Source organism: Nonomuraea rhodomycinica (genome assembly GCF_013363995.1).
GTDB classification, from domain to species: Bacteria; Actinomycetota; Actinomycetes; order Streptosporangiales; family Streptosporangiaceae; genus Nonomuraea; species Nonomuraea rhodomycinica.
In genome coordinates this window covers 173,310-194,588 of sequence record NZ_JABWGO010000013.1, presented here as the reverse complement: position 1 = coordinate 194,588, position 21,279 = coordinate 173,310, and the positions used below count along the sequence as shown (strand labels likewise).

Here is a 21,279-nt window from a genome sequence, read left to right as displayed (position 1 = left end):
TCTTCTTCTGCGGTACGTCGCCCAACGGCTCAGGCCGAGGCTCGCGGCGTCCCCGGGTGGCGCACGTGCTCCACCTGGAGCCCTAGGGATCTGAGCAGGTCGAGCAGCTCAGCGTGGTAGAGCTTGGCGGGATCGCCGGTCTGCGTGCCGAGATGGCCGTAGACCTCCAGGGCGATCAGGCCGTGCATGCGGCCCCACATGCGCAGCGCGAGGGCGACGGCGGCCGGGGGCAGGTCCGGGAAGTGCTCGCGGACCGTGTCGGCCAGTCCCGGCGAGAAGTCCGACCACTGGTGCTCGATGAACGCCTGGGTGGCCTTCGCTCGCGGCCAGGCGGCGGCGGCCAGTTCGGTGAGCCCCAGGCAGGCGCGTTTGGCGGCCTCGGGGGCCGGTCCTCCGGTGGGCGCGTGGTAGCCGGCGACCGGATCGCCGTAGATGAGCCGGAAGCCTTGGGGGTTGGACAGCGACCAGAGGCGTACGGCCTGCCCCCAGGCCACGATACGGCCGGCGATGTCGTCAGGGGGGACGGCGTCGCGGGCGCTCTCCACCTGGTCCAGCAGCGACGTGTAGATGTCGTTGATCAAGGTGGTGATCAACGCGTCGCGGGTGTCGAAGTAGCTGTAGATGGCGCTGCCGCTCATGCCCATCTCGCGGCCGATCGCCCGCAGCGAGACGGCGTCGGGGCCGCCCTCACTGAGGTGCTTGAGCGCGATGGCTTTGATCTCCGCGGTGGTCTGCGCCCGCAACCGTGCCCGGCGGCCCGCTGTCTGCTCTTGCACGCTTGACAGCTTACACCGCTACGTTAGAGTACGGCGCACAAAGTCTGAACGCCGTTCTGAGTTAGAACGGCGCATCATCATCCGTGCGGCAGAGAGAAGTCCGTGATGAAGGCCAGGACGGTCCTGTTCGACGAGCTCGGCGGTCCCGAGGTGCTCTATCTCTCCGACGTGGAGATCGGTGAACCCGGCCCCGGCCAGGTGCGGGTGCGCATCGACGCGTTCGGGCTCAACCGGGGCGAGGTGTTCCTGCGCACCGGCCGGTACTACTACGACGCGGTGCTTCCCGGCTCGCGCCTGGGAACCGAGGCCGCCGGCGTGGTGGAGGCCGTCGGACGCGACGTGACCGGTTACGCCACCGGAGACGCGGTCAGCATCGTGGCCAAGCCGAACGACGAGGGGATGTCCGTCCACGGCGTCCAGGCCGAGCGCGTCGTCGTGGCGGCCGAGCGGCTGATCCGCCGTCCGGAGCACATGGACGCCGTGACCGGCGCGGCCATCTGGGTGCCCGCGTTCACCTCCTACGGCGCGCTGGTCGAGGTCGGCGGACTGCGTCCCGGCGACGATGTGGTCGTCACGGCCGCCTCCAGCAGCGTCGGCCTGGCAGCCGTCCAGATCGCCGCCCATCTGGGCGCCAGGCCCATCGCGGTGACCAGGACCGGCGCCAAGACCGACCGGCTCCTGGCCGCGGGCGCCGCCCACGTGATCGCCGCCGACGACGGTGACGTGGCGAGGCAGGTGCACGCCCTCACCGGGGAGCGAGGCGCGCGGCTGATCCTCGACGGCGTCGCCGGGCCCGGCCTGCCCGACCTGGCACGGGCCGTGGCCCCGGACGGCATGCTGATCGTCTACGGCTCACTGGACGGGCGGCCCACCCCGCTGCCGATGTGGTGGCCGATCAACGTCTACGGCTACGCCGTCTTCCACCTGTTCGCCGATGAGGAACGGGTTCGCCGGGCCGAGACCTTCATCACCGACGGCCTGCGCGCCGGAGCGCTCGCCCCGGTGATCGACCGCACCTTCGACCTGGCCGACATCGCCGAGGCCCACCGCTACATGGAGTCCAACGCCCAGGTCGGCAAGATCGTCGTCACCGTCCAGCACTGACCAGGAGAAACCCATGAACTACACCGACCTCATCCACCGGTTCATCGACGCCGTCAACGACACCGACGCCGTCCGGCGACGCGCCACCATCGAGGAGATCCTCACCCCCGACTGCACCTACACCGACCCGGAGATCGCCGTCGAAGGACACGACGCGCTGGATGCGGCGTTCGCCACCCTGCAGCGGCGTGTTCCACCCGGTTTCCGCTTCAGCCTGACCGCCCCGGTGGACGTGCACCACCATCAGGCTCGCCTCTTCTGGCGGTTCGGCGATCCCGAGGTCGCCGCCCCCGCCGCGACCGGCTCCGACGTCGCCGTCTTCGCCGACGGGCGCATCCGCCACCTGTACGCCTTCTTCGACGCCGCCAACTGACCCGCCACCCGGGGAGAACCATCATGTCCTCCGCGACGCGACGGCTGCTGACCGTCGCGGCCATCACCGTCTGTGCCCTGTTGACCGGCGCCGCCGCCGCATATCCGGACACCGCCCGGCAGCTCCCGGACACCGCCCGGCAGCTCCCGGACACCGCCCGGCAGCTCCCGGACACCGCCGGTCCCGGCTGGAGCGCGACCTGGACCGCCGCGCCACAGCGCCCCGGCGTCAGCTTCGCCCCCAACTGGTCACAGCAGGGCTTCACCCGCCAGACCGTGCGCCAGATCGTCCGGATCAGCGTCGGCGGGAAAGCCGCCCGGATCCGGCTGTCCAACCGCTACGGCACGACCCCGCTCACCATCGACCACGCCACCCTCGCCCGCACCGCCCTCGGAGCCGCCGTCGAACCCGGATCGCTGCGCCGGCTGACCGTCCGCGGCAAGCGCGCCTTCACCGTCCCGGCCGGGGCCGACCTCGCCACCGACCCGGTGCCGCTGCGGCCGGCCGCCCTGGACTCGCTCACCATCACGTTCTTCGCGAACCAGCCGACCGGTCCGGCCACCTACCACGCGCAAGCCCTCGCCACCACGTACCGGGCCGCCGGCGACCACGCAGCCGACGTCGGCGCCGCCGCCTTCACCGACACCACGCAGTCCTGGTACTACCTCACCGGAGTGGACGTGATCCCCACGGCGCGCCACGGCGGCGTGGTCACCTTCGGCGACTCCCTCACAGACGGAGCCGGCAGCAGCGCCGACGCCGACAACCGCTACCCCGACGAACTCGCCGAACTCCTGGCCGCCACCGGCACGCCCCGCGCCGTGCTGAACCAGGGCATCGCCGGAAACCGCGTCACCGTCGACTCGGCGTGGTTCGGGGAGAAGGCCACCGCCCGCTTCCGCCGGGACGTCCTCGGCCAGCCCGGCGTGCGCACCGTCGTCATCCTGGCCGGCGTCAACGACATCGGCATCGGCGAACTGGCGGCGGCGCCTCCCTCCCCGATCTTCGCCCCCTATCCCGACGTCTCCGCCGGTCAGGTCATCGCGGGGCTGGGCGAACTGATCCGGATGGCCCACGCCGAGGGCCTGCGGGTGATCGGCGCGACGATGATGCCGGTCAAGGGATCGGCGTACTACACCGACCGCAGTGAGGCCAAGCGCGAGGCCGTCAACGCCTGGATCCGTGCCTCTGCCGCGTTCGACGCGGTGGTGGATCTCGACCGCGTCACCGCCTCGCCCGCCGACGGCGACCGGCTCGATCCCGCCTACGACTCAGGCGATCACCTTCACCTCAACGACGCCGGGTACCGAGCCGTGGCGGGCGCCATCGACCCGGCCGAGCTCGGCTGAACGTCCGAATCCCGCCTGTCGGCGATCGTGGACGGCGGGGGATCGACCAGACCGTCTTTGTCGGTGCCGTATGACACGCTGGGCCGTCGTCGTCCGAGATCGTCATGGTGGGAGATCGCATGGCCAACTGGCGTGAAGTCACCGAGGCGGAGCCGGAGTTCGCCGCCCGGGTCCGGGAGTCGTTCGAGTCGCACAAGCACAAGACCATCGCGACCCTGCGCAGGGACGGCTCGCCGCGGGTCAGCGGCATCGAGGCGTACATCGTCGGCGACGACCTGTGGTTCGGATCGATGCCTGGCGCCTTGAAGGCCCGCGACCTGCGGCGTGATCCCCGCTTCGCGCTGCACGGGCCTCCGGTCCTCCTGGGCGCCGGCGACTCCGCCCCCTCGCCGGGTGACACGAAGCTGTCCGGGTGCGCGGTCGAGGTCACCGACCGCGACCGGATCGCGCCGATGCTGGCCGCGCGCGGCCACGGTCCCGACGCCTTCCCCGACTCCCACTTCTTCCGGGCGGACATCCGCGAGGTCGTGCTGACGCACATCGAGGGATCCGTCATGGTCATCGACCTGTGGCGCCCCGGCAAGGGCCTCCAGCGCCTCAAGCGGACATAGGCCACGCGGCCCGGCCCCTCCGCGCTCCGCCCGTCAGCGGCTGCGGCGGTCGTCCACCTCGACCGACAACATGCCCCACTGGCCGGCGAACCCGACCAGTTCGCCCGCCAGCCCCTCGCCCGGCTCACCGAGGTGCCCGTCGGGGAGGAAGTGGACGGTCGTCCCCGTGGTGCCGTCATCGCTGATCGGCGTCAGACCGGTCACGGGAACACCGTGCTCGTAGCGCTGGGTCCAGGCCCCGCCTCGGCGACGGTTGGTGTGGACGAGCCAGACGCTGAACGCCGCGACGACGGACATGCCTCGGCGCGGATGACCGTCGGGCAGCAGCGGGGCGTCAGAGTTGTCGAAGAAGCGCAGGTCTTTCGACGCCATGACCGGCTTTTTCACGACTTGCCCCTGATCGTCGACGCGGGTGTCGGTGCCTCGCCCGTCGTCCGCCACGGACATAGAGCCGTCGGGGTGGAGGATGACCACGCAACGCCCGCCGCCGCCGCTCTCCGCTTCGTCGGCCGCGTAGGCGAGGACCTCGAGGACCAGATGACGGACGCCGCCTGGCGCGAGAACGGCCGGGTTCCGCCGGATCTGCGAGAGGTGCTCGGCGTCCACGCCGCTCGCCCAGTCGTGCGTGGTGTTGCGCCAAGAGGCCCTTGGGGTGTTCACCGGAGAAGCCTACGCTCGCCGGACGGCACGGATGTGGCCGCACCGGCGCATGTGCGACGATGCCGGAACCATGTCGCAAGATGCCCTCAACGGGGACTGCGCCCCGTTCGCCGCTCGGCTTCTGGCCGCCGTCCCGCTCGACCCCACCTCGGCGGACGCCCCGCTGGTGCCGCACTGGTCCGGACGCAGGCTGCTGGTGCAGCGCGGGGACACCGAGCTGGTGGTACGCGACCTGGACGGGCCGGAAACGGAGGTCCGCTTCCCCGCGCCCTGGCCGCGCCGATACGGCTCGGTGGCGGTGTCCCCGGCGGGTGACGTCGCCGTGTTCGCCGGCGTTCACGCGTTGCGGGCCGTGGATCGGACCGGCGCCGTGCGGTGGGAGCTCCGGCACGGTTGCTGGTCCGCCGCCGAGTGCGCCGAGGCCCACGCCTCGTTCTCCGAGTACGCCGCCGACGACGACCACGGCCACGCGGACAGCGGCTCGGCGGCCTTCTCCTCGGACGGCAAGCTCCTCTGGGCCCACGTCCGCGGCCACGCGGGGGACGACATCAACGAGGAGTGGCTCATCATCGACCCCGCCGACGGCACGGTGCTGACGCGGGCCGAGACGATGACCGTGGGGTCGGCCTCGGCCCACTTCCCCCATCCGGACCCGGCGTACATGGGGCTGACCGTCGCCGAAGGTGAGGAGGACTCGCCCGTGCTGTGGGGGCACTGGGACGGCGCGACGTTCACCGTCCGGCGGTTCGCCGAGGAGGTCCTCCTCGCCGTGAGCCCGACCGGGGAGCACTTCCTGACCACGGACCCGGGACAGTGGACCCTCTACCTGCACCGGGCGGAGGACGGCACGGAACTGCGGCGTCTGGACGCCGACGAAGCCGTGCCCCCGCCCTCGGGCGCGGCCGACGACCGCGCCCGCTGGGACCACGAGGGGGCGTTCCCGTACGACGAGCTCGCCGTGGTCGGCACCGAGTCCTCCGCGCGGGACCCCCGCCACTGGCTCGTCGATCGACGCACGATGACCGTGCGCGGCCGGATCGTCTACCCCTTCCCCATCTCGGGAGCTCCCCGATCGGCGGGGGAGGGCGCCTGGTACTCGATCTCCGAGGACCGGACCACCCTCCACCTGTGGAGCCTGCCGCAGCCGGAATGCTGAACTGCTCATGAGGCATCCAGGGCATGACCAGTACCGTTCAGGCATGGACACTTCGCTCGTGGTCCCGCAGTTGCCGGCTCGTGAGGGGGTTCTCCTTCGTCCATGGCGGCTCGACGACCTCGCGGTGGTCGAAGAGGCCGCCGGGGATCCGTACATTCCGCTGATCAGCAGCGTGCCGTCGAACTATTCGGACACGGAGGGCGCGGCCTTCATCCGCCGGCAGTGGAGCAGGGCCGCCGACGGGGTGGGGTATTCGTTCGCGATCGCGGACGCCGGAAATGATCGTGCTCTGGGGCAGATCGGGTTGTGGCCGGGACCGCACGGACGCGCTTCGGTGGGTTACTGGGTGGCCGGCTCCGCCCGTGGCAGAGGCATCGCCTGTGCGGCGTTGCGGACGATCTCGTCATGGGGCTTGGAGCATCTGCGGATTCCGCGGCTGGAGCTGCATGTCGAGCCGTGGAACGCGGCGTCGTGGAAGGCGGCGGAGCGGGCGGGCTTCGTCCGCGAAGGGCTGTTGCGCGGCTGGCAGGAGATCGGCGGCGAGCGCCGCGACATGTACGTCTATTCCCAGCTGCTCATGGATCTGGCCTGAGCCCGGCGTGAAGGTGTAGGCGGCCGCGTCTGTTCCGTCGGCCGTCATCGACGGCGCGGCGTCGCCCACGACGGAAGCCAGGCCGTCTCAGGCAATGTCGCCAGACTCCGGAAGTAGTCGATGATCGCCCGAAGTCCGGGGTGCGGATTCGATCGGGGCAAGATGAGCGATTGCGGGTACGCGATCGTCGGATTCACGACCGGGATGCGGCGCAGGTCGTAGCTCGTCGGCCAGACGAGGCGGTCGCGCGAGCCGACGAGAGTGGCCACGTCCGCGGACTCCGCGAGGGTGTCGAGCAGCGCTTCGACGCCGAAGTTCGGGCCCGCCCCGTCGACGCGAAGGTCGAAAGCAGTGGCGAGCTGGTCGTAGAAGTCCGCCCATTCGCTTTTCGGCGCGATACCCGGCACCCAGATCCGATGGCGGCGCAACTGGGATGGTGTCAGCGTTCGCGCGGAGGCGAGCGGATGCCTCGGCCCCACGAGGAGCTCCAGCGGGAAGTCGATGACGTGAACCATGTCGAGGTCGCGTGGCAGCGCGGCCGGGTCGGTGACGGTGCGGAAGGAGGCGTCGACATCGCCGGCTCGAATGGCCGCGACCGCCACGTGCGGATCGGCGGCTTTCAGGGTCACCACGTCGAGGGCGGTCTCGGGATGCGACCGCCAATAGTCGTGGAGGACGACGGCCTGCCCGCTCCGGAACCCGAGGACGTCGATCCGCAGAGCCCGTGAGTCCGGCCTGACCGCGGTGATGGCGCGCTCGACACCCGCGACGATGCTCCGTGCGTGCGGCAGGAACGCCTGGCCGTCGATCGTCAGCTCGACCCCTCGGGCGGTCCGGGTGAACAGGCGGACCTCCAGCTCGCGCTCCAGGGCGGCGATCCGCTTCGAGATCGCCTGCTGGGTCACGCCCAACTCGTCGGCCGCGTGCTGGAACTGCCCGACCTCGGCCGCCAGGACGAACGTTCGCACCGCTTCCGTGTCCATCGCCTCAGCATAAGGACGCCCAACCGATCGTTGTGGCCGGCGGAGAACCGGTTGTTTGATTCTGCTGCCTCGCGGCTGGTGTGATTCGACCCGCCAAACATCCGGTTGTCGCTTAAGGAGTCACGTGCGCGTGAGATTGGGGGCCGGCTTCGGCTGGCTGTGGTCGGCCTACGCCGTCAGCACGTACGGCACGTGGATCGCTTTCGGGGCGTTCCCGCTCATCGCCGTTCAGGTCCTGGAATCGCCGGCATTCGCCGTCTCGCTCCTCGAAGCCGCCGGACTCGCGGTCGCGGCGATCGTCGCCGTCCCGCTCGGACCCTGGGTCGAGCACCGGGCCAAGCGCCCAGTGATGATCGCGATGGACCTGGTCCGCTTCCTCGCCATGGCGAGCGTCCCGATCACGTACCTGCTGGGCCTGCTGTCGTACGGCCAGCTGCTCGTCGTGTCGGTCGTCACGGGAACGGCGGGCATCGCCTTCACCGCCGCCTCCGGGGCGTACCTGAAACACCTCGTGCGCGGCGACCACCTCCTCGTCGCGAACGGCCGGTTCGAGGGCACGGCGTGGGTGGCGACCGCGGTGGGACCGCCTCTGGGCGGGGCGCTCATCGGGTTGCTCGGCCCGATCATCACCGTCGGGGCGGATGCCCTCAGCTACCTGCTGTCCGCGTTCGGAGTGCTGCGCATCCGTGGAGGCGACGTCGCGGCACCTCGCGACCCGGGCACCAGGATGCGTGCGGCCGACCTGCTCGACGGCTGGCGGTTCATCCTCCACGACCGCGTCCTGCGCCGTCTGTTCTTCAACTCCGTGACCGTCAGCGGCCTGATCATGGCCACCCTCCCGCTCCTGTCCGTCCTCCTGCTGGGCCAGTACCACTTCCCGGCCTGGCAGTACGGTCTCGCCTTCGGTCTCCCGGCCGTCGGCGGCTTCGTCGGTGCCCGCCTCTCCGCGCGCCTCGTCGCCCGCCACGGCCGGTACCGTGTCCTGATCGTCTCCGGCTGGCTGCGATCTCTCTTCCCGCTCGGCCTCGCGTTCACCCAACCGGGCATCCCCGGACTCCTCACGGTCATCGTCGTCGAGGCCCTGCTGATCACCTGCATGGGCGTCTTCAACCCCATCCACGCGACGGAACGCCTGCAACGCACCCCCGTGGACCGCACCGCGCGGGTCCTCACCGCATGGAGCATCAGCAGCAAACTCGCGCAGGCCGCGCTCATGCTGATCTGGGGGGTCCTCGCGACACTCACCAGCCCGCTTGCGGCGATCACCGTCTCCGGCGTTCTCCTGCTCGCCACCCCGCTCCTGCTGCCCAAGGCGACGCACATGCCTGATCCCGCGGTTGCCGCGCCGGCCGAAGACGTCCGGTCGGCATGACTCGTCCCATGGACAGCGATCAGGGACGCCGCATTCTCACGGCTAGAAAGGACGGTGCTTCGTGCAACTTGTCGTAGGCGGCGTCGTCGATCTCCCGCAGGTCGGCGATCGGCCGGGGTTCGACCAGCCGCTCCAGGACGAATCCCGCGGCCAACAGCTCGCCCAGGAAGGTCTCCAACGGCATGCGCTGATAATGGATCGAGCGCCCGCTGTCGCCGAGAGGCAGATCTCTCCAGTCGTGGCTGAAGTACGAGCCTCCGAAGTGGCGCCAGTCGGCTGTGGGGTGAGTGATCGACACCAGGAGCCATCCGCCCGGTCGCAGGACGCGGCGCAACTCGCCCAGCAGTCGCATCCGGTTCCTGACGTGCTCGTACACGAGGGCGCAGACCACGCCGTCGAACGACGCGTCGCCGGCGAAGTCGAGCGGCTCTTCCAGATCGTGGAGGAGTAGCTCCGCACGGCCGTCCACGCGTGCCCGCGCGTGGCGCAACAGCGTGACGCTGCCCTCGATGCCGACCACTCGCGCGCCCTGAGCCACGAGTTCGGCCGCATAATGGCCGGCACCGCACCCGACATCCAGAATTCTCGTGCCGGAGACATCGCCCGCGAGTTGCAGCATCGCGGGCCTGTCGGTGTAGGCGTTGTAAGGGCTCGTATCGGCATGCTCGGCGAAAAGGTCGCCGAGCGCGCCATGGTAAGCGGTCGCCTTGCGCATCGGGACATCATGGCGGTGTGCACAAGCGACCGCCATCGAGTTTCCCTTGAAGCGCGCGCGTCGCCATGGACGTCGGCGACGCGGATCTCAGGTGGACGGGAGAAGACGTCCAGGCCCTCCGGGTGGAGCCTCGCGTTTGACCTTGACGCCCAGGTCAGCCTTTAGCGTCCCGTTCACTCACGTGCAGAGCACCTACAGAGCACTTACGGAGAGGGACACTCATGAGCGGCATCTCGGGCAGTTTCGCAGGCAAAGGCGTGGTGATCACCGGAGCCGGCACGGGGATCGGCCGAGCCGCGGCTCACCGGTTCGCCGCGGAGGGCGCGCAGGTGCTCGTCGTCGGTCGCACCGCTGCGCGCCTGGAGGAGGCCGCTGCCGCGCACTCCTCGATCAGCGCCTTCGCCGCCGACGCCGCGGCAGCCGACGGTCCCGAGCGGATCGTCGAGGCGGCGACGCAGCGGCTGGGGCGCATCGACGTCCTGGTCAACAACGCGGCGATCACCCGCCCCGCCGCGCTCGGCGCGATCGACCGCCGTACCGCCGAAGAACAGATCGCCACCAATCTCCTCGCCCCCCTCTTCCTGTCCCAGGCCGCCCTGCCGCACCTGGCCTCGGTGAAGGGGACGATCGTGAACGTGTCCTCCAACCCGCCCTGGGGCGGCTGGCCGGACAACTCGGTCTACGGCTCGACCAAGGTCGCTCTCGACTTCCTGACGGCCACCTGGGCAGTGGAGCTCGCGCCCAAGGGCGTGCGCGTCGTGTCCGTGGCGCCCGGCATCACCGCCACACCCGTGCTGGCCTACGCCGGGTTCACCCCGGAGCAGATCGCCGCCGCAGGCGAGGGACTCGTCGGACGCATCCCGCTCGGCCGCGTCGCCCAGCCGGCCGAGATCGCCTGGTGGATCGTGAACGTGGCGCGCCCCGAGGCCGCGTACCTCACCGGCACGGTGGTCCGCGTCGACGGCGGCCTCTCCGTGGCGGCGGGACAGCAGGCGTAAACTCGGACGGTGCTGATCGGGGAGCTGGCGCGGGCGAGCGGCGTCACCGTCCGGGCCCTGCGGTACTACGAGCAACAGGGCCTGCTGCAGCCGGAACGGGCCGCCAACGGCTACCGGCAGTACGACGGCAGAGCGGTGACCAAGGTCCGCAACATCCAGCTCTTGCTGTCCAACGGCTTCACCGCCCAGGACGTACGGGACTTCCTGCCCTGCCTGGACGACGGCGACGTCTCACTGGTGCCGGCTTGCCCGCCCAGCGTGGAAGCGGTGACGAGAAAGGTCGCGGTCCTGGAGGAGCGGATCGCCGAGCTGGCCGCCGTACGGGACCGGCTCCTGCAGGCCCTGAGCGGCAACCCGACGCCGCAGCAACCCGGCACCGTCGCTCGTCGTCACCCCGCGTACACGCGGACTGCGCGAGGCTAGACCCCTGGGCGGCCCCCGCCGCCTCCCGCTCCGAGAACCGCCAGAACCTCGCCGTCGTCATTGTTGATGAAGCCAGGCGTGGCCTACGTGTGACAGACCGAAGGGGAACGGAGAGGCGGTGGCGGTAGCACAACCGCGTGCGTGCCTCTGGCCTCCATGTGTGCGAAAATCGTACACATGGCTGAGGTGGACGAGAAGACGCTCGGTGCCAGAGTCCGGGAGGCGCGTGAACGGGCCGGCTTGAAGCAGGGCGAACTTGCTCAGCTCGTGGGCCTTGAGCGAACGGCAGTGAACAAAATCGAAAGTGGCATCCGCAAGGTCAGTGCCCTCGAACTGTCGGATATCGCGGCGTCTCTTGGCGTGACCATGTCCTCGTTCTTCTCGGAGCCGATCCCGGCGCTGGTCTCCCATCGCTCGAGTCAGGGCCTGGACACGGTCGACTCGAAGATCGACAAACTGCTGGCGAGTATCGCTGCTGACGTCGAGTTCGTCGATGAACTGGCCCCTGACGAGCTCGCGCTGCCTGGAGATGACTTCGCGCCGTCTCCTCCTCCCAGAACATCATCGGACGCCGAAGCTCTCGCGGCCACCGCGCGGACCATGCTCGGCCTCACTGACACGGAACCCGTGCACGACCTGGTCGCCAAGGCTGCCGCGCTCGGCCTCCTGATCTTCTCCGTCGATCTCGGGGTGGATACAGCCGACGCCGGGACGATCTTGCTGCGACGCGGTGGGGTGAGTCTGGTCAACAGCCACAACAAGGTGGGACGCCGCCGCCTCGCGGCGGCTCACGAGTTGGGCCACTACCTGATCGCCGACGAGTACACCGTCGACTGGAGGGTCGCCGACCGGCAGGGCGGCGACATCGAGACGCGCCTGGACCGGTTCGCGCGGGCGCTGCTGCTGCCCGAGCACGGCGTACGGGCTGCATGGGCCGAGTATGGGTCGCGCGAACTTCGCGAAGCTGCTGTGCTGCTCGCCAGCAGATTCCGGGTCGACATGGCAACGCTCTCCAGAAGGCTGGAAGAGTTGGACCTCGTCAACGGTGAGGGCGCTGCACTGGTTCGCGGTGTCACGACCACTCGTGCTGACATCGTGGAATTCGGGCTGGTTGTCTCAGCCGACCTGGAAGGAACGAGCCTGCCCGTTTCATATCAGAAGGCGATCCTATGTGCCTTCCGTGAAGAGCGGATCAGCCAGGAACGCGCGCTGGAACTCCTCCACGGCACCTTCACCGAATACGACCTGCCCTCGCGCCGGAAGCGCAGGGAGGACGAGATCTGGAAGTTCGTGTCGTGACGCCGCCGTCGGACGCATTAGTCTTCGACACCGGTCCGCTGCGGCACTTCGCTGTGAATGGGTGGTTGGGCGTTCTGAAGTTCCTCGCCGGTGACCGCCCTGTCATCGTCCCGGAGAGCGTCGAACACGAGCTCAAGTACCAGGTCCATGATCACCCTGCCTTGCGCCAGGTCCTCGACGCAGGCTGGATCAGCGTTGACCGCAGCAATGACGTGACGTTCCTGATGGCCTTCGCGGCCTATGAGCAGCGACTGGTCGCCAATGGACGGAACCGCGGCGAATGCGGCGTGCTTGCCCTGGGAAAGACTCGCGGTTTTGAGACGGTGCTCGACGACAGCGTTCCCCGCACCATCGCCGAAGAGGAAGGCATTCGGGTCACCGCGACCCTCCCGCTGCTCTGCAGTGCGATTCGAGAAGGGCAACTGACCGTGCCCATGGTGGAGGCGCTTGCCGATGATCTGATCGCGGGCGAGTACTTTCTCCCCTTCGGCCCAGGCGGTTTCAGGCGGTGGGCGCAGGAGCAGGGGCTCATCGAATATCAATGAGGTATGCCATCCCGATGTCGCGGACGACGACCGGGGAGGCCGCAAGGGGGCATGAGCACGGAGTCCCTCGCAAGACACGACCAGGTCAGCGCCTCAGCCACATATCGTCCCGGCGCGAGACGCGACGATCGCTCCGGGGTCGGAGCTCCTTAAAAGGCGGTGGGCCGTTAGTGACCGTGGCTGACCAACCGCTTACCTGGCCTGCCTTGCGCGCCGAGCACACCTACTCCTCCTTTCCACCTCAGCACCCACGGACCTCGGACCGGCGGGGCGATCATCCTCGAGCCGAAACGCCAGGCCCGGAGGCTGGTCTTGCAGTGTTGACGTGCTCCCACCACAATCGTGGAATGCTGTCGAGAGTGCCCGCTTCGCACAAGGTTGTCTTAGGCGTATGTGGGCTGCTGGGAGTGCTCTATCTGGCAAGGTGGCTCAGCGGCGCCGAGGTATACGTGCGTGGGCCGTTCTTCTGGCTCCTTCTGGCGGTCAAAGTGACCGCGGTTGCTCTGGCGATAGGAGCCTCATTCGAGGGGATTCGACGGTCTCGACGAGGTGAGCATCCCGAGCCCATTTCAGGAGAGGCGGTCGATGATTCCCATCGGCGGCAGCTTCAGGGCTCCGTGGGTATCGGCTTCGTGGCTTTTCCGCTCCTGTCCTCCATCTTCTACATGTTCGCAGCAACTGATGGCGGCTATCCCCACACCGCCGGTCCGCTCGACCTGGCTGCGTATGCCTCCACCGGTGTCATGTTCGTCGCGCTCATCGCGATGCTCACCTGGATGTGGAAGATGGGTATGCGGTAGCAAGACCCACATGGAGATGGCTGGAGGCATCCCGGCCGCTGCGAGAGTCGAGCGCGCCGGCACACCCCGATGAAGCGAGACGGGTCCGTCGCCGACGCCCTCGGGAGACATCGAAGGCAAGCCGCGAAAATCAGCGGCCAGGTCGGGAAGACGTCCCTGACCTGGCTTTTCGCTCTGAGAGCGGGTGACGGGAATCGACAGCGCCCGGCGCGGCGGTCACCCCGGAGCCGGAGCACCCCTGCCGGCGCCGAGACCTCTATTTCCACAGATAGTCATAGCGTGGCGAGGCTGGACGGATGAGGACGTCGCCATCTCGAATCTGCCACTCCTCTTGACCGTTCTTCTCATGGAACGCGAAGAACAGGCCACAAACGCGATCGCCGTCCTCGTCGATGGCCGGCAGGGCAGCGATCTGGCGAAGCGGGGCGAGCACCTCGTCAGCATCGCGGACGCTGCGGGCATAGCAGGCCGCATCAAGCCAGCCACCTTCGGGGAAGGTCCACCCCTTTCCTTCTCCTCGGCGGATGATGTCCTGCGCCTCGGCCCGTTGCCCGTAGAACTCCAGCCAGCCGCGTACGTAGATCCAGGTGCCCATGTCACCATGATCCTTCGTTCGATAGGGGTGTTGAGAAGTGAGCGGCCCGCGAGCTCGAACCGCGTGGCGGCGCGTCGAGGTTGGTGTGACTGCCAGCAGCCGCGAGAGGCTGATCGGGGCGGTTGCCGAGTGCGGGTGGCGACGGCCGTCAAGGCCGGGACATCATCGACGGCGTAGGACTTGTAGGCGTCGCTGCATGCCTGGATGACGGGGTGTCCGCTCTCCTTCGCGGCCAGGGCGGCACAGATGGCCGGTACGGCCATGTCAGCACGAGGTGGCGCAGGACCGCAGCTCCTTCGATCCGCCCGAACCGGCCGCCATCCGCGCGAATGACCTGCGCGTAGCCACGCGGGACAACCCACTCATCGCGACCGTCCACATGGCGATCCCGGACCGGAGTACGGTATGGCCGAACCAGCACGTGGTGGCGATGCCAGGGCGGGGGCAGCGATGAGCGCCGAAGACCGGATCGAACGGGCCAGGACGCTCTACGAACAGGCGGTGTTCAGCGGTGACGCCAGCGTGTTGACCAAGGCCGAACGCGACCTGGACGCGGTGGAGGCCGATATCACGTTGGCCCGTGGGCGGATACTGCACGCGCGGTTCCTCAGCGAGCGCGCCGGCCTCGGCTCGTCGCCCGTCGAGGATCCGGCTGAGCTGCCGTTGTTCGAGCGCGCGATCGAGCTGTACCGGACGCTGGGTGACGTGCGGGGTGAGGCCGAGGCGTTGTTCTGGATCGGCTGCTTACATCAGGTCATCCGGCGTGACAACGAGACCGCGGTCCCGGAGCTGGAGCAATCCTGCCGGTTGGCGGAGCAGGTCGGCGACAAACTGACCAAGTCCGAGGCTCTGCGGCATCTGGGCGTCGCGGCACACATGGCCGGTCGGCTGGATGAAGCGCGCGAGCGGCTGGAGGAGTCGTCGCGGCTGCGCCAGGAGATCGGGGCCCTGCCGGGCGTGGCCGCCAACATGGTCGGGCTGGCCTACATCGCCGCCGCCCAGGGCCGCCGGGCGGACGCGCTCGCGACACTCGACGAGGCGCACGCCATCGCACAGGCGCATGGCGCCCATGCCGTCGTGCGGCAGATCGAGCAGGCGAGAACGGAGATCTAGCCCCCCTCCATCCACGCTGATCGCAGCGCCAGGAACTCCGGCCCGATGGTCTGGCCACCTACGTCGGCAATGAACCAGGCGCTCTGTTCATCCCGGTGGCCAAGGGGCGGCCCGCTCCGTGCGTGAGCCGGGGAAACGCTGGCCTGCGGGGGAGCGCTTCGAGCACGCGTGATTCTCGGCGGGGCGATCGTGCGGGCTGTATCGGACCGGCGGTTGGTCGAGATCGGATGAACACGGGCAGTACGCACTCTCGCTCAGAGGGCCGCTGCGTGCACCACGGGCAGCGGCTTTCAAAGACGGACAGCTCGAATCTTTCGAATGTCCGTCGGGGCCTCTGACCCATGGAGCGCGGGAGACCTGAGCTCCCACCGACGGTGTGGCCACCAAACCGCATCAGCCCAATGGGCGAGCGTATCTCGCGCAGTTCATAACCTCAGGAGCCCACTATGGCCGACAAAGACGCATGATCGGCAGGAAATCCTACGAGAGCGAGAGAAATACCCAGTTCCTGTGACGCTTCCCCAGGCGCCGACTCCCAGAGGCTACTGTTATCGAGAAGAGCTCGGAGGAAAGTTCGCTGCTCATTGTCGAGCGAATCGCCTGGCGAGAACGCCTCCGGAAAGGCCCTCTCCAGGAGAAGTTCCAGATCCTTGATAGTTGTGGGGTGGAGCGGCGTGGTTGCCACTACGACGGCGGTGGGCAAGAGTTCGGCGAAGTTCGTCACCCGGCGGACCGCCTGGTGAAGCAGATGGTTCGGCCAACCTATGGTTGCGGGCAGCATGAGCGAATCGGCGTACCACGCTGCGGCCTGCTCGGCGGTGGTCACCGCGTGCCACACAGCCGACGAGCTGTCAGGATCGTGTGCGAGGCTTGAGGAGAACGCCGCGACGAGCCGAACGCCGGGATGCCGATCGAAGAGGAATGACCTGCTCACACCGCCGAAATGGTCGAGCGTCTCCAGCGCCTCGGCGCGCTCGTGGAAAGTAGCGGCGTTGCGAGCACGATCTTCGATAAGGGTAACGATCTCGGAGCGCCGGCTCGAAACCGTGGGCACCTGGCACAGCGCCGCCGCTGCGGATATCGCCGCAACACGCGTGCGTGGATCGCCGTCGGACAAGCATCGCAGGACCGGACCCACCAGGGCGGGAGCGATGCTCCTGCACTCCATGACGGCGTCGTATGCCCAGGCGGGCGTTTCGATGTCCCATGGGTCATCCGGGTCTCTCTGCCGACGATTGTGGTACATCGACCAGAGCTCACTATCACTTCGATCCGGCTCGGTGCTCTCGGCCACAGCTGCGAGAAAGTCGAGGAGGTGTGCGCGAACAGGCCGCTGTGGCTCCTGCCAACCGTATGAGAGGGGACGATCGAACCTCGGCTCCTGAAGCAACCCGGCGACCACGGTCGCGACCGGGGCCGTGGCGGGATAGACGGAGCCCTGGTGAGTGACCGCTGTGTGAAGGTGGACGATCGTGTCCTCCCACGCCGGGTCATCATCACGCACAAGCCGCCGAAGATGGTCGGGAGTATCGGTGGCCTGGCCATAGGCGTGAACCAAGCAAGACCAGTCGTAATTCTCCAGAGCATCCAACCCAAAGAGCATGGGGCATTCTCCCGCACAGATCACCTGCAGAAGACCTGCAGCCACGTTCCCGGTGAGTCAGGGCCGACGAATGAGCCTTGGCTCGTCGATCGTTTCAAGCCGTCTTTGGCGGCGGCCATGACGTGGCGATAGTGACGGCTGTATTTGTACCGCGGCGTGGCAACCCCGGTCGGAGCGTCCGGTCGGTGCGGAGGGCGGAGGGTTCGGGGGCACCGCGGCGCTGCGCGCCGCGGCAAACGGCGTGGGCTGAGTTCATCGAGGTAACCGCGAGCAGCAGTGACGTCGCTGCCAGGTTGGCTGCGGCGGCTCAGGTGGCCGACGAGATCGCCTCGCGGTAGTGGTGGTGGCGAGGCGAGATCAACGAGGCCGATAAGTGACTGGTGTTGATGAAGACCACCATGGAGCGCTTCGAGGACCTGACCGTGAGGGTGCGAGAGCTGCACTCCTAAGAGGTGCCCCAGATCGTGGCTGTGCCCCTGGCGACAAGCACGGGCGGCTATCTGGAGTGGATCAGGCAGGAGACCGCCCCGCGTCCCGGCGGGTAGCGATGAGGTCGCCGAGGTGTTCTCGCAACTGAACGCGGATTGGAGCGGCGCATCGACTCGGGCGAATACGCGCCTGGGTCTCCTTCCCGAGTGAGCACCAGCCTCATGGTGAATTCAGGATGGCGCGGCCGACCGCCGTCAAGACCGCCCATCAAGGCAGCCGACTGCTCGCGGCCGGAGAGGTAGAGGCGCCGAACCGAATTTCCGCCCATCCCGCTCACCCGCGTCTGGACGGCGGCGCTCAAGAGGGCGTGTCTCTCTCAGTTCCGCGTTCATGATCTATATGACACCGGCAACACGCTCGCCGCCTAGTCCGGGGCCACGCTCCGCGACCTTGATGACCCATATGGGCGGAGCGCGACCGAGCCATCGCTAACGCCCTGAAGAGGCAAGATCCAGACGGTTCGGGCACGTAGCGGGCGGGCGCGGGAGATCGAAGGCAAGCTCGTGAAATCAAAGTCGAGGTCGGAAGGCGTTTCTGACCTGGCTTTGCGCTCCGAGAGCGGGACGGGAATCGAAAGGGGAACTGCACCGATCACGCTGATCCGAAGCTGGAGTATCCGCCGGAGGGAGTTCCTCAGGGATGATGTGTACTGTGCCTGACCTCTTGTGGGATGACGCGAAGTGCATTTGATGCGAACAACTCACGGGCCGCATTTGACGGAATCGCATCGAAGTGGAAAAAACGGCGCGCGAGCGTCCTATTCGGAGTCCCAGCTCTCTCGATCGCATCTCCCCGGTCTGCTTGACCGGCCAAGCGAGCATGGTGGTAAGAAGGGAACACCTGGCCGTCTACGCCAAGGACGATCCCGGCATCCTCGTCTTCCCCGCGCCCAAGGGCGGCCCGCTGCGGCGGAGCGGTTACAACGAGCTCGCGGCGTGGCCGTGCGCCGTCCAGGCCATCGGCGTGGACGGGCTCCACGTTCACCATCTCCGGCACACCGGAAACATGATCGCGGCCGAGTCTGGGGCCGGGCTCAAGGGCCTGATGGCTCGGATGTGACACGACAACGTCCGGGCCGCGATGATCTACCAGTACGCCGTAAGAGAAAGCGACAAAGCGATCACCGATGCGATCGAGCGGCACATCAACAGGACCGACGACGAGGCGACAACGGCTCGGCGGGTGCGCTCGCTCCGGTGGGCTAGTTGCACGCCGGTTGCACGGAAGATCGGAAAGGCTCCGGAAACAATCAAGGCCCGGGTTGGGATCTTTCCCTGACCTGGGCCTTGGCTCTGAGAGCGGGTGGCGGGAATCGAACCCGCGCTGTCAGCTTGGGAAGTCTTTCAACGCCACTAGCCTGATCTGCGAAAACGGTGACCTGCACGCATGCCGGCCGAGTGCCCGTGAGTGCCCGTGAGTGCCCGTGAGTGCCCGTGATTCCCTGCTGATTGCCGACCGTACGGGCGCGCAACGGGCACGCGCCACAGCTCGATGTCAAAACGGAACCTCAACTCCGGCGTGACGCAATCTGGCAATCGCGATAGAAAGGCACTGCTCGGCACTGACCCCATCAGCCCGCATTCCTAGGCTCAACGGGCCGCCATAAGCAGAGAACGTCCAAGCTGGCCGCCCCTCAGTCAACCTTTCCGGGTCAACCCTGATCATGGCGCTGATGCCTTGCTCAGCCAGCCACTCCAAGATGAGCAGCGCGGCATCTTCGATGCCGCTTCTTGGACCAACCTTCGGCCATCGGTCCTTATGCGCCTTCATGGCACGACCCTACCGACAGGGCCTGTTCCGCCCTGACGGCCTGCTTGCAAATCGGCCCACTCACCAGGCGCAACGGCCCCGACCTGGGGAGCCGCCCGCGAGCGGGCGTGAGTACCCCCTGATGACCGCCCTTAATGGCACGCCAATGGCACGACGATCACATCACGACCTGCCCGGGCAGAGGGTCGGCGCACGACCCGCCTCCTGGTCCGCCCCCGTCCTCCTCGTAGCTGCCGACCCCCAGGACGGAACTGGGAGGGCCGTCGATGTCGCAACGGCTCAGGTAGTGCTGGTTTCCTCTCCCGGTCGAGCCTCGCGTTCGATCGCCCGTTGGACGGCACGGCGCACCAACTCGCCGGCGACCGGGGCCGACTTGTTGATCGCGTGCACGCGCTCGGTCAACTGCAGGAGCTCGGCCCGAATGTCGTCGATAGGCAGCCGCGGCAGATCGAAAAGCCGGACGTGCCGGATCGCGTCGCGGACCTCGATGTACGCATTGCCCGCCGCCGCACTCGCTGCCCCCTTCCTCTCAGCGCCCGCCGCTGTCGCCACGGCGGCCAATCCGGCGGCGGCCAGCGCAAGGATGCCGGATAGAAGGGTGCCTGCCACCTCGGCCAGTGTGCTCACCCCAGCCAGGCCGGCAAGCAACGCCGTCAAGACGTTCAGCAGCGTTCCGGAACCATCCCACCGCCTGGCTCTCAAAAACTGGACCCGCGCGGAAGCATCGACGTTGCGCTGGAGGCGCTCTAACTCCTCGGCGAACGAACCGCGTAAGGCATGCTCATCGCTGATTGCCACTCTGGCACCGTATCGGGCGTGCCCTTGCGAGAGCATGGTCAACGGGGCGTGGCGTATCCCAGACTCCGGCATCTGCGTCCGCCCTTGTTCCGCCGCGAGGCCGAGGGCTCACAAGATCACTCGCGAGGACTCGGACACTCGCAAGGTACTCGCAGATACGACAATTCGCCCCCGCAGTTCCGTCCGGGATTGCCACCTACCGTCTGGTGATCACTACCCGCACACCGGCATACGGTGGTCCAGGGCTGAGAAACGAAGCCCTGGACCGTCGATCGCCCCAAGCACATGTCGCGGCCAGCCATGCAGTGGCGATCGTAAGGGCTCCATTTGTGCGGCGGCGCGGCAACCCCGATCGGAGCGTTCGATGGGCACGGTGCGACCGGCGTGCGGTGGCCGGCCCGGTGTCCCGCCGCCGTCCGGGACCGGCCCCCAGGCCGCACGCCCGGACGGCGGGCGGGCGAAGGGCCGGGAGTACGGCGGCGCGCCGCGCCGCCGCTTGATCACCATCGGGCCGCCCAAGTCGGAGGCGGGCAAGCGCGTGGTCAGCGTGCCGGCCATGCTCCTTCCGTACCTGCGAGAGCACATGGAGACCTACGCCGAGCAGACCGGCGACGGACACGTCTTCGTCGGTCCCAAGGGTGCCCGGCTCCGACGGGCGAACTTCACCCGCGTCTGGACGGCGGCGCTCAGGAAGGCGGGCCTCTCCGGCTTTCACTTCCATGATCTCCGTCATACCGGCAACACCCTCGCCGCCCAGTCCGGGGCGACGCTCCGTGACCTGATGACCCGCATGAGCCACTCCACGACCCGCGCCGCGTTGATCTACCAGCACACCGCGATGGAGCGCGACAGAGCCATCGCCGACGCCCTCGGAAGGCTCGCTGAGGAAGCCCTGAAGAAGCAAGATCCAGACGGATCGGGCACGTAACGGGCACGGAAGATCGAAGGCAAGCCCGTGAAAATCAAAGGCCAGGTCGGGAAGGCGTCCCTGACCTGGCTTTTCGCTGTGAGAGCGGGTGACGGGAATCGAACCCGCGCTGTCAGCTTGGGAAGCTGATGTTCTGCCATTGAACTACACCCGCATCGGCCGGAGCCGCGCTCCCACTGTAGCGGAAACCCAGCCCACTTCAGCAAGCCCGCACACGGTAGGTTGCT

Annotated in this window: 23 protein-coding genes and 1 tRNA gene; 15 read left to right on the top strand and 9 right to left on the bottom strand. The window is 68.1% G+C overall.

Annotation, left to right across the window (positions count from 1 at the left end; all coding sequences use genetic code 11):
- Window positions 1–29 precede the first annotated feature (29 nt).
- Window positions 30–776 (bottom strand): TetR/AcrR family transcriptional regulator, encoded by a 747-nt coding sequence (locus tag HT134_RS38065; RefSeq protein ID WP_175605334.1) that lies wholly within the window; start codon window positions 774–776, stop codon window positions 30–32.
- Window positions 777–881: 105 nt separating this feature from the next.
- Between HT134_RS38065 and HT134_RS38060 the strand changes: the two genes are divergently transcribed.
- From HT134_RS38060 to HT134_RS38045, 4 genes are all read left to right on the top strand, one after another.
- Window positions 882–1,880 (top strand): zinc-dependent alcohol dehydrogenase family protein, encoded by a 999-nt coding sequence (locus tag HT134_RS38060; RefSeq protein ID WP_175605333.1) that lies wholly within the window; start codon window positions 882–884, stop codon window positions 1,878–1,880.
- A gap of 13 nt (window positions 1,881–1,893) precedes the next feature.
- Window positions 1,894–2,253, top strand: a complete 360-nt coding sequence (locus HT134_RS38055) for a nuclear transport factor 2 family protein (RefSeq protein ID WP_175605332.1) — start codon at window positions 1,894–1,896, stop codon at window positions 2,251–2,253.
- Between the two features lie 23 nt (window positions 2,254–2,276).
- Complete coding sequence (locus tag HT134_RS38050) at window positions 2,277–3,602, top strand: SGNH/GDSL hydrolase family protein (RefSeq protein ID WP_175605331.1); 1,326 nt, start codon at window positions 2,277–2,279, stop codon at window positions 3,600–3,602.
- Between the two features lie 119 nt (window positions 3,603–3,721).
- Entirely contained in the window at window positions 3,722–4,213 is a 492-nt protein-coding gene (locus HT134_RS38045) for a pyridoxamine 5'-phosphate oxidase family protein (RefSeq protein WP_175605330.1), read from the top strand.
- 33 nt (window positions 4,214–4,246) lie between these two features.
- Here the strand turns inward: HT134_RS38045 and HT134_RS38040 are convergent, their stop codons facing one another.
- Complete coding sequence (locus HT134_RS38040; protein ID WP_217708829.1) at window positions 4,247–4,819, bottom strand: hypothetical protein; 573 nt, start codon at window positions 4,817–4,819, stop codon at window positions 4,247–4,249.
- A gap of 124 nt (window positions 4,820–4,943) precedes the next feature.
- Between HT134_RS38040 and HT134_RS38035 the strand changes: the two genes are divergently transcribed.
- Window positions 4,944–6,029, top strand: coding sequence for a hypothetical protein (locus HT134_RS38035; RefSeq protein WP_175605328.1), 1,086 nt, complete (start codon window positions 4,944–4,946; stop codon window positions 6,027–6,029).
- Between the two features lie 43 nt (window positions 6,030–6,072).
- Complete coding sequence (locus HT134_RS38030; protein ID WP_175605327.1) at window positions 6,073–6,621, top strand: GNAT family N-acetyltransferase; 549 nt, start codon at window positions 6,073–6,075, stop codon at window positions 6,619–6,621.
- Window positions 6,622–6,665: 44 nt separating this feature from the next.
- Here the strand turns inward: HT134_RS38030 and HT134_RS38025 are convergent, their stop codons facing one another.
- The gene (locus tag HT134_RS38025; RefSeq protein ID WP_175605326.1) at window positions 6,666–7,604 is read right to left on the bottom strand and encodes a LysR family transcriptional regulator; all 939 of its coding nucleotides are present in this window, start codon (window positions 7,602–7,604) and stop codon (window positions 6,666–6,668) included.
- A 124-nt stretch (window positions 7,605–7,728) separates the two neighbouring features.
- On the opposite strand from HT134_RS38025, the gene HT134_RS38020 reads away from it, so the two are divergent.
- Window positions 7,729–8,976 carry an MFS transporter gene (locus HT134_RS38020; RefSeq protein ID WP_175605325.1) on the top strand — a complete coding sequence of 416 codons (1,248 nt, stop codon included), beginning with the start codon at window positions 7,729–7,731 and terminating at the stop codon, window positions 8,974–8,976.
- Window positions 8,977–8,995: 19 nt separating this feature from the next.
- Here HT134_RS38020 and HT134_RS38015 read toward each other — a convergent pair whose 3' ends face one another.
- On the bottom strand, window positions 8,996–9,691 hold the full coding sequence (locus tag HT134_RS38015) for a class I SAM-dependent methyltransferase (RefSeq protein ID WP_175605324.1): 696 nt from the start codon (window positions 9,689–9,691) through the stop codon (window positions 8,996–8,998).
- Between the two features lie 221 nt (window positions 9,692–9,912).
- Between HT134_RS38015 and HT134_RS38010 the strand changes: the two genes are divergently transcribed.
- The 5 genes from HT134_RS38010 to HT134_RS37990 all read left to right on the top strand — a co-directional run bounded on the left by HT134_RS38010 (window position 9,913) and on the right by HT134_RS37990 (window position 13,756).
- Window positions 9,913–10,689, top strand: a complete 777-nt coding sequence (locus HT134_RS38010) for an SDR family NAD(P)-dependent oxidoreductase (protein ID WP_217708828.1) — start codon at window positions 9,913–9,915, stop codon at window positions 10,687–10,689.
- Window positions 10,690–10,698: 9 nt separating this feature from the next.
- Window positions 10,699–11,112, top strand: a complete 414-nt coding sequence (locus HT134_RS38005) for a MerR family transcriptional regulator (RefSeq protein WP_175605323.1) — start codon at window positions 10,699–10,701, stop codon at window positions 11,110–11,112.
- A 177-nt stretch (window positions 11,113–11,289) separates the two neighbouring features.
- The gene (locus HT134_RS38000) at window positions 11,290–12,411 is read left to right on the top strand and encodes a helix-turn-helix domain-containing protein (RefSeq protein WP_175605322.1); all 1,122 of its coding nucleotides are present in this window, start codon (window positions 11,290–11,292) and stop codon (window positions 12,409–12,411) included.
- A complete protein-coding gene (locus HT134_RS37995) occupies window positions 12,408–12,956 on the top strand; it encodes a PIN domain-containing protein (RefSeq protein ID WP_175605321.1) in 549 nt (182 codons plus the stop codon). Before HT134_RS38000 ends, HT134_RS37995 begins: the two co-directional genes overlap by 4 nt.
- Before the next feature lie 347 nt (window positions 12,957–13,303).
- Window positions 13,304–13,756 (top strand): hypothetical protein, encoded by a 453-nt coding sequence (locus tag HT134_RS37990; protein ID WP_175605320.1) that lies wholly within the window; start codon window positions 13,304–13,306, stop codon window positions 13,754–13,756.
- A 256-nt stretch (window positions 13,757–14,012) separates the two neighbouring features.
- On the opposite strand, the gene HT134_RS37985 is transcribed toward HT134_RS37990, so the two are convergent.
- Window positions 14,013–14,351, bottom strand: a complete 339-nt coding sequence (locus HT134_RS37985) for a hypothetical protein (protein WP_175605319.1) — start codon at window positions 14,349–14,351, stop codon at window positions 14,013–14,015.
- A 450-nt stretch (window positions 14,352–14,801) separates the two neighbouring features.
- On the opposite strand from HT134_RS37985, the gene HT134_RS37980 reads away from it, so the two are divergent.
- Complete coding sequence (locus HT134_RS37980; protein WP_175605318.1) at window positions 14,802–15,464, top strand: tetratricopeptide repeat protein; 663 nt, start codon at window positions 14,802–14,804, stop codon at window positions 15,462–15,464.
- 433 nt (window positions 15,465–15,897) lie between these two features.
- Here the strand turns inward: HT134_RS37980 and HT134_RS37975 are convergent, their stop codons facing one another.
- Window positions 15,898–17,067, bottom strand: a complete 1,170-nt coding sequence (locus HT134_RS37975; protein WP_175605317.1) for a hypothetical protein — start codon at window positions 17,065–17,067, stop codon at window positions 15,898–15,900.
- A gap of 1,308 nt (window positions 17,068–18,375) precedes the next feature.
- Here HT134_RS37975 and HT134_RS37970 point away from each other — a divergent pair.
- Entirely contained in the window at window positions 18,376–18,615 is a 240-nt protein-coding gene (locus HT134_RS37970; protein ID WP_175605316.1) for a site-specific integrase, read from the top strand.
- A 435-nt stretch (window positions 18,616–19,050) separates the two neighbouring features.
- Here HT134_RS37970 and HT134_RS37965 read toward each other — a convergent pair whose 3' ends face one another.
- Together HT134_RS37965 and HT134_RS37960 are read right to left on the bottom strand one after the other, a co-directional pair.
- Complete coding sequence (locus HT134_RS37965; RefSeq protein ID WP_175605315.1) at window positions 19,051–19,326, bottom strand: hypothetical protein; 276 nt, start codon at window positions 19,324–19,326, stop codon at window positions 19,051–19,053.
- Window positions 19,327–19,605: 279 nt separating this feature from the next.
- Complete coding sequence (locus HT134_RS37960) at window positions 19,606–20,124, bottom strand: SLATT domain-containing protein (protein ID WP_175605314.1); 519 nt, start codon at window positions 20,122–20,124, stop codon at window positions 19,606–19,608.
- A 496-nt stretch (window positions 20,125–20,620) separates the two neighbouring features.
- Here HT134_RS37960 and HT134_RS44960 point away from each other — a divergent pair, with 496 nt between their 5' ends.
- On the top strand, window positions 20,621–21,052 hold the full coding sequence (locus HT134_RS44960) for a tyrosine-type recombinase/integrase (RefSeq protein WP_217708827.1): 432 nt from the start codon (window positions 20,621–20,623) through the stop codon (window positions 21,050–21,052).
- A gap of 83 nt (window positions 21,053–21,135) precedes the next feature.
- On the opposite strand, the gene HT134_RS37950 is transcribed toward HT134_RS44960, so the two are convergent.
- Window positions 21,136–21,206: transfer RNA gene (locus HT134_RS37950), tRNA-Gly, on the bottom strand.
- Window positions 21,207–21,279 lie beyond the last annotated feature (73 nt).